Below are 13,089 nucleotides of genomic sequence, written 5' to 3' on the forward strand. Positions count from 1 at the left end.
GGGGGCGGTCCGGTTTTCACCGTCGGTGAGGAAGGGTTCCGGCAGTACCGCGTCCGACGCCCGCCCTGCTTTCCAGAGTGACCTCGCCCGTGCGGTACGGATGCCTGAGAGATTCCGGGGAGGATTTGCTCCTTCGGCGCCCCCGCCGGTGGTCGACGAGGGACTCTCCCGCACAGGGTCAGCAGCCTGATTCGCAGCCTACCAGCGAGGATGCCTCCGCAGCCGTGCCCCGTCCCGCCCTTTCAGGTCGACAGGGAGGGAAAAGTGTCTTTTCGTAGGTTCCGTCACACCGCACGCGATCAGCTGGAGGAGCCGTGCAGACGGACATCGATCCGCGCAGCCTCATCGGGCGCAAGGCGTACGACCGCAACGGCGCCAGGCTCGGCGTCGTCGACGAGGTCTACCTGGACGACGCCACCGGCGAGCCCGACTGGGCCGCCGTGCGCACGGGACTGTTCAGCCGGGACGTCCTGGTCCCCCTCGAGCCCAGCGAACTGGTCGGGGAGGAGCTGCGGGTGCCGTTCGAGAAGGCGCTCGTCAAGAGCGCACCGGACTACGGCGTCGGCCGCCACCTCTCCCCCGAGCAGGAGATGGAGCTCTACCGCCACTACGGCATCGACGTCATGGGGGCCGAGCCCCCCTCCGCGCCGGACCGGGACTTCGGGACCCTGGCCGGGAATCCCCGGACGGCCGGGTCGGAGGCGGCCGGAGCGGGCGCGCCCGCTCCCGAACCGCCCCGGCCCGAGGCCGCCCCGGGCCCGGAGACGCCCCGCAGCGACCACATCTGAGGCCGCGCCGGACCGGCTCACCGCTCCGGCGGCGGCAGCACTCCGGGGGCCAGGGGCAGCGGGTCCGCCGGCTCCAGCTCCGCGTCGTCGTCGCGGAAGGTCCTGACGCGGCCGGGCGGCGAGTCCGGCTCCTCGAAGCGCACCGTCACCCTGCCCAGGCCGCTGCCCTGCACCCAGCCGTGCCCGTGCCGGGCGTGCCGCACGTCCCGGCCGGGCCACCAGCGCCCGCCCGCGGAGCGGACCGCGCCGCCGGGGGCGGACGGCGGTGCGGCACCGGCGCCCGGGCCCCCGCCGTCCGAGCCGCCGCCGGACCCGCCGCCGCTCCCACTGCCGGCTCCGCCGCCGCTTCCGGGAGTTCTCCGCTCCCAGCCGCCGCGGGGCCGCCGGGCCCCGCGACCGCAACGGCCGCACCGTCCGCACCGGTGCCGCCGTCGGCGCTCCGGGCCGCCGCGGCCTGCGCGAACAGGTCCTCCTGCGTGAAGTCCGCCAGGCCCGCCACCCCCACCCCCAGCAGCCGCACCCCTCCGGTGGTGTCCACCCCCTCCAGCAGCCGCTGCGCCGTCTCCGTGACCACCGCCGGGTCGTCCGTCGGCGCCCGCAGGGTGTCCGAGCGGGTCAGGGTGGAGAAGTCGTACCGGCGCACCTTGAGCACCACCGTGCGGCCGGACCGCCCCGCGTCGCGCAGGCGCCGCACGCACCGCTCGGCGAGCCGGGAGACCTCGGCCCGGACCTGCGCCCGGTCGGTGAGGTCGACTTCGAAGGTGTCCTCGGCCGAGACCGACTTCGCGTCCCGTTCGGCCACCACGGGGCGGTCGTCGCGCCCGGTGGCCATGGCGAACAGCGAGGCGCCGTGGGCCCTGCCGAGGAGGCGGACCAGTTCGGCCTCCCCGGCCTCCTCGACCTCGGCGACCGTCGCGATGCCGGCCCTGCGCAGGTGTTCGGCGGTCGCCGGCCCGACCCCGGGCAGGGTACGGACCGTCAGCGGGCCGAGCAGCGCCCGCTCGGTGCCCGGCTCGATGACCACGAGCCCGTCGGGCTTGGCCCGCTCCGAGGCGATCTTGGCGAGCATCTTGGACCCGGCGACGCCCACCGAGGCCGCCAGCCCCGTGGCCAGCCGGATGTCGCGCCGCAGCTCCCGGCCGATCCCGCGCACCGCCTCGACCACCTCGGCCGGCTCCAGCCCCGCGAGCCGGGAGCCCTCCCCGCCCGCTTCCAGGTCCACGAACGCCTCGTCCAGGCTCAACGGCTCCACCAGGGGGGACAGCTCCCGCAGCCGCCCCATCACCGTCTCGCTCACCCGCCGGTACAGGTCGAACCGGGGCGCCAGGTACGCCGCGTTGGGACACAGCCTCCTGGCCTGCGCCGTCGCCATCGCCGAGTGCACGCCGAACCGGCGCGCCTCGTAGGAGGCCGTGGCCACGACCCCCCGCGGACCGATCCCGCCCACGATCACCGGCCTGCCGCGCAGACTGGGTTTGGACGCCTGCTCGACGGCCGCGTAGAACGCGTCCATGTCCAGGTGCAGGATGGTCGGCACACTTCTCACACGCCGATGCTGCCGCATCGCACCGACAACCGCCGCGCAGGGCGGCCAGGGGAACGCTCCCCGGTCAGACCGCGCGGTTGCGCCGCCTGGCCAGTTCGTCGCCCGGGTGGAAACCGACCAGCGTCTCGCCGGTGTCCACCTGCTCGCCGTGCAACTGGGCCAGTGCGTTCTCCACGTCCCGCCACACCACCCCGACTGCGATGCCGAAGACGCCCTGGCCGCCCTGGAGCAGGTCGACGACCTGGTCCGGCGAGGAGCACTCGTACACCGTGGCGCCGTCGCACATCAGGGTCATCCGGGCCAGGTCCGGCGGTTCGCTGTCGCGCAGGTGCCGCACGGCGGTGCGGATGTTCTGCAGGGAGACGCCGGTGTCCAGCAGCCGCTTGACGATCTTCAGGACCAGAACGTCCTGGAAGCTGTAGAGGCGGTGGGCGCCGGCGCCGCGCTCGGGGCGCACGCTCGGCTCGACCAGCCCCGTACGCGCCCAGTAGTCCAACTGGCGGTAGGTGATTCCCGCGGCCGCGCAGGCGGCCGGTCCGCGGTAGCCGACCGCGGCGCGGTCGTGCCCGCAGGCCGTCCGCCGGTCCTCGTTGCCGGCGGGGGGCCGGGGCGTGCAGCGGTCCGCGACACTGCGGACCGGTGGGGGGCCGCTCGCGGCCATACCGTCGCCGGTACTTCTCACGCCGACCTCCGTCCGTCCGACCTTGCTCCTCGACGGTAGGCAGTCACGGGGGGTGCGTCAACGATCGCCACGCTCACCACGCCGAGTGATACCACCCCCAAGAGTGGTTTACCGTGACTCGACGCGTGGAACGGATTACTGGTTGCTCGTCCCGAAGTCCTCGGGCGAGATCTGGTCCAGGAACTCCCGGAACTTCTCGACCTCGTCCTCCTGCTCGTCCGGGATGGCGATCCCGGCGTCGTCGAGGACCTCCTCGCTGCCGAAGATCGGCGTACCGGTGCGCAGCGCCAGTGCTATCGCGTCGGACGGACGGGCACTGACCTCCACCCCGCTGGCGAAGACCAGCTCGGCGTAGAAGACGCCCTCCCGCAGATCCGTGATCCGGACCTGGGTGAGCTCTTGGCCCACGGCCTCGAGGACATCCTTGAAGAGGTCGTGCGTGAGGGGGCGCGCAGGCGTCATCCCCTGCTGTGCGAACGCGATGGCGGTCGCCTCCCCCGGACCGATCCAGATGGGGAGGTACCGGTCGCCACCGACTTCTCGCAGCAGCACGATCGGCTGGTTGGAAGGCATTTCGACCCGGACACCCACGACGTCGAGCTCGTTCACACAGCAACCCTAGGCCGTGCCCGTGGGGTTTGGGTAGTCGAGCCCCGCCGTCCGCGCCTGCGGGCGACCCCTGCGGGCGACCCCGGAAGGCCCGCACGGCCGCCGTACGGCCCTCGGGCAGACCCTGCGGCGGGCCGCCGGAACCCGGTACCGCAGGAGGGCCGTCAGGCCGTCCGCATCCGCAGTCCGGCCCGCACCAGCGCCGCGTGCAGCCGCGTCGACAGGGCTGCGATCTCGCGGGCCGTGGCCTCCGCGTGGGCCCGGGTCTGCGGGTTCCGGTGGCGGCGCAGCGGCGCCACCACCTGCTCCACCAGGCCGACCTCCCGGTCCGCGGCGGCCTTCACGGCCCGCAGGTGCCTGGGCCCGATGCCGAACCGGCCGAGCTCGGCGACCAACTGGGCCACCTTGACCACGTCGGAGTCGTAGCGGCCGTCCGGCCCCGGCCCGAACAGGCCGTAGGACTCCCACTCCTCCAGCTCCGCCTCGCCGACCCCGACCGCGGCGAGCAGCTCCTCGCGCCCGACCCGGTAGACCGCTCCGGCCTGCGGGCACTCCTCGCCCGCCGGCTCCTGCGGCTCGCCGGGGGCGGGAGCGGGCAGACGCACCGGCTCGCCGCGGTCCAGGGCGTCCAGGTGCTCGCGGATGACCTTCAACGGCATGTAGTGGTCGCGCTGCATCCGCAGCACGTATCCGAGGCGCTCCAGGTCCTTCTGGCTGAACTTGCGGTAACCGGACGGAGTGCGCCGGGGCTCCACGAGGCCCTCCGTCTCCAGGAAGCGGATCTTGGAGACGGTGACCTCGGGGAACTCGTCGCGCAGCAGGTTGAGCACTGCGCCGATGCTCAGCAGACTTCCGTCCGCGGCGGCGGTGCCGTTGCCGGCACCGCCCGACGGTGTACGAAGCATGGACCTTCCCTGACGGGTCAGACGCCCCGCTGGCTCGCGTAGAAGACCAGCCGGTACTTGCCGATCTGGACCTCGTCGCCGTTGGCGAGCGCCGTGGAGTCGATCCGCTCCCGGTTGACGTACGTGCCGTTGAGGCTGCCGACGTCGCTCACCGTGAAACCGCCCGCTCGCGCCGGAACTCCACATGGCGGCGGGACACCGTCACGTCGTCGAGGAAGATGTCGCTCTCCGGGTGGCGGCCCGCCGTCGTCAGGTCGCTGTCCAGGAGGAAGCGGCTTCCCGAGTTGGGGCCCCGGCGCACCACCAGCAGGGCCGAACCGGCCGGGAGCGCGTCCACGGCGGCCTGCGCCTCCGGGGACAGGGCCGGCACCGTCTGCCCCTGTACGTCGGCCTCGTACGCCTCCAGCCCGGAGATCGAGATGGTGGACGTCGTCTCCGAGGCCCGCTCCGCCGGGGCTCCGGCGCGCAGCGGCGCGCCGCAGTTGGAGCAGAAGCGGCTGGCCTCCGCGTTGCGGTGACCGCACCTGGTACACACCGGCATGGACTCGGCCTCCTGCCGCGGCTCGCCCGCGGGAGCGTTGGACGCATACGCGGTGGAGCCGAACTCTCCACCGGTACTCGAGGTTGATGATTCCTCGGAACCTATGCGCCCGGCACCGGCAGGGTCAACGGAAACCGCGCCGGGAGACCCCGGAGTGTCACCGCTCGGAGTAACCCTCTCGTCACGGAACAGCGGCTTGCTCTCCCCCTCACCCTCCTGGGCCCGGTGACGGCCTGACGCACCGTCGGACTCCTGGCGAGCACTCTTGCCGAACAGCTTTCCAAACAACTTCACGGGCGATTCCCCTTGAACGACACAGACCCGCCCGTGGGGCAGGACACACCCTCATCAATGCCTTGATCGGCCACGCCGGCCTGCCGGAGCACCGCTCCGGTCATCACACAGTCTCCACCACGCACCGCTCCACGGCTGCGGCGACCCCCCGCAACCCGATGCCCCTGACGAGCACCTTTCACACCTGTGCGCCTCACTCCGTCGACGACCGAGCGTAGTCAGGCTGCTCCGCGGCACGCAAGGCGTCCACAACGATCTTGTTCGCACGTCGCACCGACACCACGGCCTGCTCCTTCTCCAGACTCTGAACGACCCCTCCCGGGATGTTCAACGCCGGTTCCAGGTCCTGCGGATTGCCGATGACCTCGAACCGGTACGGCTCGGACACCGCACGCCCGTCGATCCTCACCCCGGAGTCGAGGTCGTCGGAGAAGTAGGTGTCCGCCACGACGCGCACGTCGTTGATCTGGATCGCCTCCGCCCCTGCCGCCCGCAGCTCCTGCAGCGTGTTGAGCAGCATATCGGCCTCGACGGTCCCCGCACGGTCGTTGATCGTCAAAGTGATCCCCGGGCCCTGCGCCGCGACCGTCCCCGCCAGCACGCCGAGCTCCCGGGCCTTCTGCTCGGTCTGCCTGCGGGCCTCCTCGGCCTGGTCGGAGCTGTTCTCCAGTTCCGTGCGCTGGTCCTCCAGGCGCCGCTCCTCGTCCTCCAGGCGCCGGGCGCGGTCGTCGACCTCGTCGAGCAGCCGGACCAGGTCCTCCTGGCGGGCGCCGCGCAGCACACTGTCGTCGCTGGTGGACCGGACCTGGATGGCCAGCCCGAGTCCCAGGACGAACAGCAGCAGGGCGACGATCAGCTGGGCCCTGGTCACCCTGGGCGGCCACAGCGCGGCCTTCAGGCGCTGCCTGCCGGTCACCCCGGACGGAGCACTCCCACGCCCGGGCCCGCCGGGACCGTCGGGACCGCCAAGGCCGCCGGCCTGCGCCCCGGGCCGGCCGGGGACGGGCCCCGGGCTCGCGGGGGGCAGCGGCCCCGGACCCCGGCGGGCCTGCGGGCCCGCGGCACCCGGCGGCAGAGCCGCCCGGGGAGCCCGGTGCGCTCCCGCGGGCCCCGGCGCCCGGCCGGGCTGCCGGGGAGCGGGGCCGCCACCCGGCCCACGTCCGCCCCCCTGCACACGCCCGGCCGCCGGGCCCCGCCCGCCCTGCGGGCCCCTCGGCGGCTCCCCGGCCCGCCCGGGGCCCTCCTGCGGGACCGCCCGCTCCTGCTCGTTCCTGCCTTCGTCCCTGTCCCGGTCGCCCATCGCCCTCACGCCCTGAAGACGTGCCGGCGGATGGCCGCGGCATTGGAGAAGATCCGGATTCCGAGCACCACGACCACCCCGGTGGACAGCTGCGAGCCCACGCCCAGCTTGTCGCCGAGGAAGACGATCAGCGCGGCGACCACGACGTTCGACAGGAAGGACACGACGAAGACCTTGTCGTCGAAGATTCCGTCCAGCATCGCCCGCAGGCCGCCGAAGACCGCGTCGAGCGCGGCCACCACCGCGATGGGCAGGTACGGCTCCACCACGTCCGGCACCACAGGCCGGACGACGAGCCCCACCACGACTCCCACGACGAGGCCGAGTACCGCGATCACGATGTGCCCTTCCCTGTGTCCCCAGTGTCCCCTGCGTCCCCGGAACCGCCGTCGCCCCGTCACCGCCGCCTTTTCCGCCGCCACCGTCGGGAGCCACCGGTTCGGCGGAGCGCACGTTCAGGCTCGGCGCCGCGGGCAGTTCGAGTTCCGCGCGGGCCGCGGTGCTCACCCGCACTCCGTAGTTCTCCTCCAGCACGTGCAGGTGCCGCCCGCCCGCGCTGTCCCGGAACCTGTCGGCGAGCCGCTGCCCGTCACCGATCGCGAGCACCTCGTACGGAGCGCCAGCGGGCGGTTGTCGACCAGTATGGCGTCACCGGCGGCCCTGATCGCCGACAGTGCCGTCAGCCGCTGGCCGTTGATCGCGACCGCCTCCGCCCCGAGGCCCACAGCCCGTTGACCACCCGCTGCAGGTCCCGGTCGCGCACCCGGCCGGAGTCGGAGAAGCGCTGCTGCCCCGGGGGCCGTCGTCCCCGCCCCCGGAGCCCCTGGCGTCGTCGACGAACCCGCTCGGACACCCTGGGCGCCGACGGACGACCGGCGGTGGTCACGGAGACGGCGCAGCGGCTGCTGGAGGGGGTGGACACCACCGGAGGGGTGCGGCTGCTGGGGGTGGGGGTGGCGGGCCTGGCGGACTTCACGCAGGAGGACCTGTTCGCGCAGGCCGCGGCGGCCCGGAGCGCCGACGGCGGCACGGTGCGGACGGTGCGGCCGTTGCGGTCGCGGGGCCCGGCGGCCCCGCGGCGGCTGGGAGCGGAGAACTCCCGGAAGCGGCGGCGGAGCCGGCAGTGGGAGCGGCGGCGGGTCCGGCGGCGGCTCGGACGGCGGGGGCCCGGGCGCCGGTGCCGCACCGCCGTCCGCCCCCGGCGGCGCGGTCCGCTCCGCGGGCGGGCGCTGGTGGCCCGGCCGGGACGTGCGGCACGCCCGGCACGGGCACGGCTGGGTGCAGGGCAGCGGCCTGGGCAGGGTGACGGTGCGCTTCGAGGAGCCGGACTCGCCGCCCGGCCGCGTCAGGACCTTCCGCGACGACGACGCGGAGCTGGAGCCGGCGGACCCGCTGCCCCTGGCCCCGGAGTGCTGCCGCCGCCGGAGCGGTGAGCCGGTCCGGCGCGGCCTCAGATGTGGTCGCTGCGGGGCGTCTCCGGGCCCGGGGCGGCCTCGGGCCGGGGCGGTTCGGGAGCGGGCGCGCCCGCTCCGGCCGCCTCCGACCCGGCCGTCCGGGGATTCCCGGCCAGGGTCCCGAAGTCCCGGTCCGGCGCGGAGGGGGGCTCGGCCCCCATGACGTCGATGCCGTAGTGGCGGTAGAGCTCCATCTCCTGCTCGGGGGAGAGGTGGCGGCCGACGCCGTAGTCCGGTGCGTCTTGACGAGCGCCTTCTCGAACGGCACCCGCAGCTCCTCCCGACCAGTTCGCTGGGCTCGAGGGGACCAGGACGTCCCGGCTGAACAGTCCCGTGCGCACGGCGGCCCAGTCGGGCTCGCCGGTGGCGTCGTCCAGGTAGACCTCGTCGACGACGCCGAGCCTGGCGCCGTTGCGGTCGTACGCCTTGCGCCCGATGAGGCTGCGCGGATCGATGTCCGTCTGCACGGCTCCTCCACTGATCGCGTGCGGTGTGACGGAACCTACGAAAAGACACTTTCCCTCCCTGTCGACCTGAAAGGGCGGGACGGGGCACGGCTGCGGAGGCATCCTCGCTGGTAGGCTGCGAATCAGGCTGCTGACCCTGTGCGGGAGAGTCCCTCGTCGACCACCGGCGGGGGCGCCGAAGGAGCAAATCCTCCCCGGAATCTCTCAGGCATCCGTACCGCACGGGCGAGGTCACTCTGGAAAGCAGGGGGGCGTCGGACGCGGTACTGCGGAACCCTTCCTCACCGACGGTGAAAACCGGACCGCCCCCGGCGGCCCGGTGAAACTCTCAGGTTGAGATGACAGAGGGGGAGGCCGTCCGGGCACCCGCGCCGTGGTGCCCCTCGAAGGTCGCGACGACCAGGAGGCCTTTCGCAGATGACCGCCAACCGGATTCCCCTGAGCGAGCTGGAGCGCGGCACGCCGTTCGAGCAGCGCCACATCGGCCCCGACGACGCGGCGCGGGCCAAGATGCTGGCGCAGGTCGGCTACGGCTCCCTCGACGAGCTCACCGCCGCCGCCGTGCCGGACGCCATCAAGAGCGCCGCCGCCTGGACCTGCCCGAGGCGCGCACCGAGGAGCAGGTGCTCGCCGAACTGCGTTCCCTGGCCGACCGCAACCAGGTCCTCCAGCCGATGATCGGCCTGGGGTACCACGGCACCTTCACCCCGCCGGTGATCTGCGCAACGTGATGGAGAACCGGCCTGGTACACCGCCTACACCCCGTACCAGCCGGAGATCTCCCAGGGCCGCCTCGAGGCGCTTATCAACTTCCAGACGGTCGTCGCCGACCTGACCGGCCTGCCCACCTCCGGCGCCTCCCTGCTGGACGAGGGCACCGCCGCGGCGGAGGCGATGTCGCTGTCCCGCCGGGGGTGCCGCACGAAGGCGCCCGCCGGTTCGCAGGGCCTCTTCGTCGTCGACGCCGACTGCCTGCCGCAGACCGTCGCCGTGGTGCGCACCCGGGCGGAACCGCAGGGCATAGACGTGCTGGTCGCCGACCTCTCCGAGGGCCTCCCCGCGGGGCTGGAGGACCGGGGCGTCTTCGGTGTCCTCCTGCAGTACCCCGGGGCCGGCGGCGCGGTGCGACCTCGCCCCGGTGATCGAGCAGGCCCACGGGCTGGGTGCCGTCGTCACCATGGCGGCCGACCTGCTCGCGCTGACCCTGCTGACCCCGCCGGGCGAGCTGGGCGCCGACATCGCCGTCGGCTCCAGCCAGCGCTTCGGCGTGCCCATGGGCTTCGGCGGCCCGCACGCCGGGTTCATGGCGGTGCGCGACAAGTACGCCCGCAGCCTGCCGGGCCGTCTGGTCGGCGTCTCGGTCGACGCCGACGGCTCCCGCGCCTACCGGCTGGCCCTGCAGACCGCGAGCAGCACATCCGCCGGGAGAAGGCACCACCAGCAACATCTGCACCGCCCAGGTGCTCCTCGCCGTCATGGCGGGCATGTACGCCGTCTACCACGGCCCGCAGGGCCTGGCCGCCACGGCCCGCCGCACCCACCGGTACGCGGCGGTCCTGGCCGCCGGTCTGCGGGCGGGCGGCGTGCAGGTCGTGCACGGGGAGTTCTTCGACACCGTGACGGCCCGGGTGCCCGGACGCCGCCCAGGTCGTCGAGGCGGCCCGCGCGGCCGGCGTCAACCTGCGCCTGACCGACGACGACACCGTCGGCATCGCCTGCGACGAGACCACCGGCCGCGAGCACCTCCGGGCCGTCTGGGGCGCCTTCGGCGTCGAGGCCGACGTCGACGAGCTGGACGCGGCCACCCCCGACGCGCTGCCCGAGCGGCTGCTGCGCACGAGCGACTACCTGACCCACCCGGTCTTCCACCAGCACCGCTCCGAGACCGCCATGCTGCGCTACCTGCGGCGCCTGGCGGACCGCGACTACGCGCTGGACCGCGGCATGATCCCGCTCGGCTCGTGCACGATGAAGCTCAACGCCACCACCGAGATGGAGCCGATCACCTGGCCCAGTTCGGGGAGATGCCCCCTTCGCCCGGTCGAGCAGGCGGAGGGCTACCTGACCCTGGTGCGCGAGCTGGAGGAGCGGCTCGCCGAGGTCACCGGGTACGACAAGGTCAGCATCCAGCCCAACGCCGGGTCCCAGGGCGAGTTCGCGGGCCTGCTCGCGGTGCGCGCCTTCCACCGCGCCAACGGCCAGGAGCAGCGCACCGTCTGCCTCATCCCCTCCTCGGCGCACGGCACCAACGCGGCCAGCGCCGTGATGGCCGGCATGAAGGTCGTCGTGGTCGCCACCGGGGAGAACGGCGACGTCGACCTCGAGGACCTGCACGCCAAGATCGACAAGCACCGCGACGAGCTCGCCGTGCTCATGGTCACCTACCCGTCCACGCACGGCGTGTTCGAGGAGCACATCACCGACGTGTGCGCCGCGGTGCACGACGCCGGCGGGCAGGTCTACGTCGACGGGGCCAACCTCAACGCCCTGGTGGGCCTGGCCCGGCCCGGCAGGTTCGGCGCGGACGTCTCCCACCTGAACCTGCACAAGACCTTCTGCATCCCGCACGGCGGCGGCGGCCCCGGGGTGGGCCCGGTCGCGGTCCGCGCCCACCTGGCGCCCTACCTGCCCAACCACCCGCTGCAGCCCACCGCGGGCCCGGCCACCGGGGTGGGTCCGGTCTCGGCGGCGCCGTGGGGCTCGGCCGGCATCCTGCCGATCTCCTGGGCGTACGTGCGCCTGATGGGCGGCGAGGGGCTGCGGCGCGCCACGCAGGTGGCGGTGCTCGGCGCCAACTACGTCGCCAAGCGGCTCGCCCCGTACTACCCGGTGCTCTACACCGTCCGAACGGCTGGTCGCGCACGAGTGCATCGTGGACCTGCGGCCGCTGACGAAGGCGACCGGGGTCAGTGTGGACGACGTGGCCAAGCGGCTGATCGACTACGGCTTCCACGCCCCGACCATGTCGTTCCCGGTCGCCGGCACGCTGATGATCGAGCCCACCGAGAGCGTACCAGTCAGCTCCACCGGTTGCCCGGCTTCCACATCTGGCCTATCAACCCAGTCGTCTACTGGGAGCCTTACCCCCTCACGGGGTGGGAGCCCTCATCTCGAAGCAAGCAGGCTTCCCGCTTAGATGCTTTCAGCGGTTATCCCTCCCGAACGTAGCCAACCAGCCATGCCCTTGGCAGGACAACTGGCACACCAGAGGTTCGTCCGTCCCGGTCCTCTCGTACTAGGGACAGCCCTTCTCAAGACTCCTACGCGCACAGCGGATAGGGACCGAACTGTCTCACGACGTTCTAAACCCAGCTCGCGTACCGCTTTAATGGGCGAACAGCCCAACCCTTGGGACCGACTCCAGCCCCAGGATGCGACGAGCCGACATCGAGGTGCCAAACCATCCCGTCGATATGGACTCTTGGGGAAGATCAGCCTGTTATCCCGGGGTACCTTTTATCCGTTGAGCGACGGCGCTTCCACAAGCCACCGCCGGATCACTAGTCCCTACTTCGTACCTGCTCGACCCGTCGGTCTCACAGTCAAGCTCCCTTGTGCACTTACACTCAACACCTGATTGCCAACCAGGCTGAGGGAACCTTTGGGCGCCTCCGTTACCCTTTAGGAGGCAACCGCCCCAGTTAAACTACCCACCAGACACTGTCCCTGATCCGGATCACGGACCCAGGTTAGACATCCAGCACGACCAGAGTGGTATTTCAACGACGCCTCCACACGCACTGGCGTGCATGCTTCACCGGCTCCCACCTATCCTACACAAGCCGAACCGAACACCAATATCAAGCTGTAGTGAAGGTCCCGGGGTCTTTCCGTCCTGCTGCGCGAAACGAGCATCTTTACTCGTAGTGCAATTTCACCGGGCCCGTGGTTGAGACAGTCGAGAAGTCGTTACGCCATTCGTGCAGGTCGGAACTTACCCGACAAGGAATTTCGCTACCTTAGGATGGTTATAGTTACCACCGCCGTTTACTGGCGCTTAAGTTCTCAGCTTCGCCCGTCCGAAGACGAGCTAACCGGTCCCCTTAACGTTCCAGCACCGGGCAGGCGTCAGTCCGTATACATCGCCTTACGGCTTCGCACGGACCTGTGTTTTTAGTAAACAGTCGCTTCTCGCTGGTCTCTGCGGCCACCACCAGCTCAGGGCGCAAAGCCCGTCACCGGCCGTGGCCCCCCTTCTCCGAAGTTACGGGGGCATTTTGCCGAGTTCCTTAACCACGGTTCACCCGAACGCCTCGGTATTCTAACCTGACCACCTGAGTCGGTTTAGGGTACGGGCGCTTCGCTGCTCGCTAGAGGCTTTCTCGACAGCATAGGATCATCCACTTCACCACAATCGGCTCGGCATCAGGTCTCACCTGCATGGAGGACGGATTTGCCTATCCTCCGGGCTACAACCTTACCCCGGGACAACCACCGCCCGGGCTGGACTACCTTCCTGCGTCACCCATCGCTCACCTACTACCCCCTCGGGCCGGCGGCTCC

12 protein-coding genes, 1 rRNA gene, 4 pseudogenes and 2 riboswitches (1 of these 19 running past the window's edge) are annotated in these 13,089 nt (G+C 72.0%); of the genes and pseudogenes, 4 read left to right on the top strand and 13 right to left on the bottom strand.

Annotated elements, in window-relative coordinates:
- Window positions 1–82 precede the first annotated feature (82 nt).
- Window positions 83–181, bottom strand: a riboswitch (glycine riboswitch).
- Between the two features lie 133 nt (window positions 182–314).
- Window positions 315–788 (top strand): PRC-barrel domain-containing protein, encoded by a 474-nt coding sequence (locus GQS52_RS01955; RefSeq protein ID WP_182311376.1) that lies wholly within the window; start codon window positions 315–317, stop codon window positions 786–788.
- A 17-nt stretch (window positions 789–805) separates the two neighbouring features.
- On the opposite strand, the pseudogene GQS52_RS27245 reads toward GQS52_RS01955, so the two are convergent.
- The 9 genes and pseudogenes from GQS52_RS27245 to GQS52_RS01995 all read right to left on the bottom strand — a co-directional run.
- A pseudogene (locus GQS52_RS27245) lies at window positions 806–1,012 on the bottom strand (DNA polymerase IV); the annotation flags it as partial.
- The gene (locus tag GQS52_RS01960) at window positions 934–2,334 is read right to left on the bottom strand and encodes a DNA polymerase IV (protein ID WP_259370514.1); all 1,401 of its coding nucleotides are present in this window, start codon (window positions 2,332–2,334) and stop codon (window positions 934–936) included. The pseudogene GQS52_RS27245 and the gene GQS52_RS01960, both read right to left, overlap by 79 nt.
- Window positions 2,335–2,398: 64 nt before the next feature.
- Window positions 2,399–3,016, bottom strand: a complete 618-nt coding sequence (locus GQS52_RS01965) for a MerR family transcriptional regulator (RefSeq protein WP_182311377.1) — start codon at window positions 3,014–3,016, stop codon at window positions 2,399–2,401.
- A 135-nt stretch (window positions 3,017–3,151) separates the two neighbouring features.
- Window positions 3,152–3,625 (bottom strand): bifunctional nuclease family protein, encoded by a 474-nt coding sequence (locus tag GQS52_RS01970; protein WP_182311378.1) that lies wholly within the window; start codon window positions 3,623–3,625, stop codon window positions 3,152–3,154.
- 164 nt (window positions 3,626–3,789) lie between these two features.
- Window positions 3,790–4,530: a MerR family transcriptional regulator gene (locus GQS52_RS01975; protein WP_182311379.1), complete on the bottom strand. Its 741-nt coding sequence runs from the start codon at window positions 4,528–4,530 to the stop codon at window positions 3,790–3,792.
- A gap of 17 nt (window positions 4,531–4,547) precedes the next feature.
- Window positions 4,548–5,071 (bottom strand): annotated as a pseudogene (locus GQS52_RS01980) (FHA domain-containing protein).
- Between the two features lie 487 nt (window positions 5,072–5,558).
- Window positions 5,559–6,440: a DUF881 domain-containing protein gene (locus GQS52_RS01985; RefSeq protein WP_259371018.1), complete on the bottom strand. Its 882-nt coding sequence runs from the start codon at window positions 6,438–6,440 to the stop codon at window positions 5,559–5,561.
- A 230-nt stretch (window positions 6,441–6,670) separates the two neighbouring features.
- Window positions 6,671–7,003, bottom strand: coding sequence for a small basic family protein (locus tag GQS52_RS01990; protein WP_182311380.1), 333 nt, complete (start codon window positions 7,001–7,003; stop codon window positions 6,671–6,673).
- A gap of 94 nt (window positions 7,004–7,097) precedes the next feature.
- Window positions 7,098–7,446: pseudogene (locus GQS52_RS01995) on the bottom strand (DUF881 domain-containing protein); the annotation flags it as partial.
- A gap of 58 nt (window positions 7,447–7,504) precedes the next feature.
- Between GQS52_RS01995 and GQS52_RS27250 the strand changes: the two are divergent.
- Window positions 7,505–8,030, top strand: a pseudogene (locus tag GQS52_RS27250) (DNA polymerase IV); the annotation flags it as partial.
- Between the two features lie 85 nt (window positions 8,031–8,115).
- On the opposite strand, the gene GQS52_RS02000 reads toward GQS52_RS27250, so the two are convergent.
- Window positions 8,116–8,586: a PRC-barrel domain-containing protein gene (locus tag GQS52_RS02000; RefSeq protein ID WP_182311381.1), complete on the bottom strand. Its 471-nt coding sequence runs from the start codon at window positions 8,584–8,586 to the stop codon at window positions 8,116–8,118.
- Between the two features lie 131 nt (window positions 8,587–8,717).
- Window positions 8,718–8,816: riboswitch (glycine riboswitch) on the top strand.
- Between the two features lie 187 nt (window positions 8,817–9,003).
- Between GQS52_RS02000 and GQS52_RS26960 the strand changes: the two genes are divergently transcribed.
- A complete protein-coding gene (locus GQS52_RS26960; RefSeq protein WP_220472727.1) occupies window positions 9,004–9,264 on the top strand; it encodes a hypothetical protein in 261 nt (86 codons plus the stop codon).
- A gap of 77 nt (window positions 9,265–9,341) precedes the next feature.
- Here the strand turns inward: GQS52_RS26960 and GQS52_RS27255 are convergent, their stop codons facing one another.
- The gene (locus GQS52_RS27255; protein WP_259370515.1) at window positions 9,342–9,608 is read right to left on the bottom strand and encodes a hypothetical protein; all 267 of its coding nucleotides are present in this window, start codon (window positions 9,606–9,608) and stop codon (window positions 9,342–9,344) included.
- Between the two features lie 65 nt (window positions 9,609–9,673).
- On the opposite strand from GQS52_RS27255, the gene GQS52_RS27260 reads away from it, so the two are divergent.
- A complete protein-coding gene (locus GQS52_RS27260) occupies window positions 9,674–10,276 on the top strand; it encodes a hypothetical protein (RefSeq protein WP_259370516.1) in 603 nt (200 codons plus the stop codon).
- Between the two features lie 367 nt (window positions 10,277–10,643).
- Here the strand turns inward: GQS52_RS27260 and GQS52_RS27265 are convergent, their stop codons facing one another.
- Both GQS52_RS27265 and GQS52_RS02010 read right to left on the bottom strand, forming a co-directional pair.
- A complete protein-coding gene (locus tag GQS52_RS27265) occupies window positions 10,644–10,883 on the bottom strand; it encodes a hypothetical protein (RefSeq protein ID WP_259370517.1) in 240 nt (79 codons plus the stop codon).
- Between the two features lie 692 nt (window positions 10,884–11,575).
- Window positions 11,576–13,089: ribosomal RNA gene (locus GQS52_RS02010) — 23S ribosomal RNA — on the bottom strand (it continues 1,569 nt past the right edge of the window).

Origin of the sequence: Streptomyces sp. SCUT-3 (assembly GCF_014083985.1) — a bacterium.
GTDB lineage: Bacteria > Actinomycetota > Actinomycetes > Streptomycetales > Streptomycetaceae > Streptomyces_H > Streptomyces_H thermolineatus.

Coding starts and splice junctions, on each gene's coding strand:
- GQS52_RS01975 (WP_182311379.1), bottom strand. CDS start 4,530: ATGCTTCGTACACCGTCGGGCGGTGCCGGCAACGGCACCGCCGCCGCG.
- GQS52_RS26960 (WP_220472727.1), top strand. CDS start 9,004: ATGACCGCCAACCGGATTCCCCTGAGCGAGCTGGAGCGCGGCACGCCG.
- GQS52_RS27255 (WP_259370515.1), bottom strand. CDS start 9,608: ATGCCCTGCGGTTCCGCCCGGGTGCGCACCACGGCGACGGTCTGCGGC.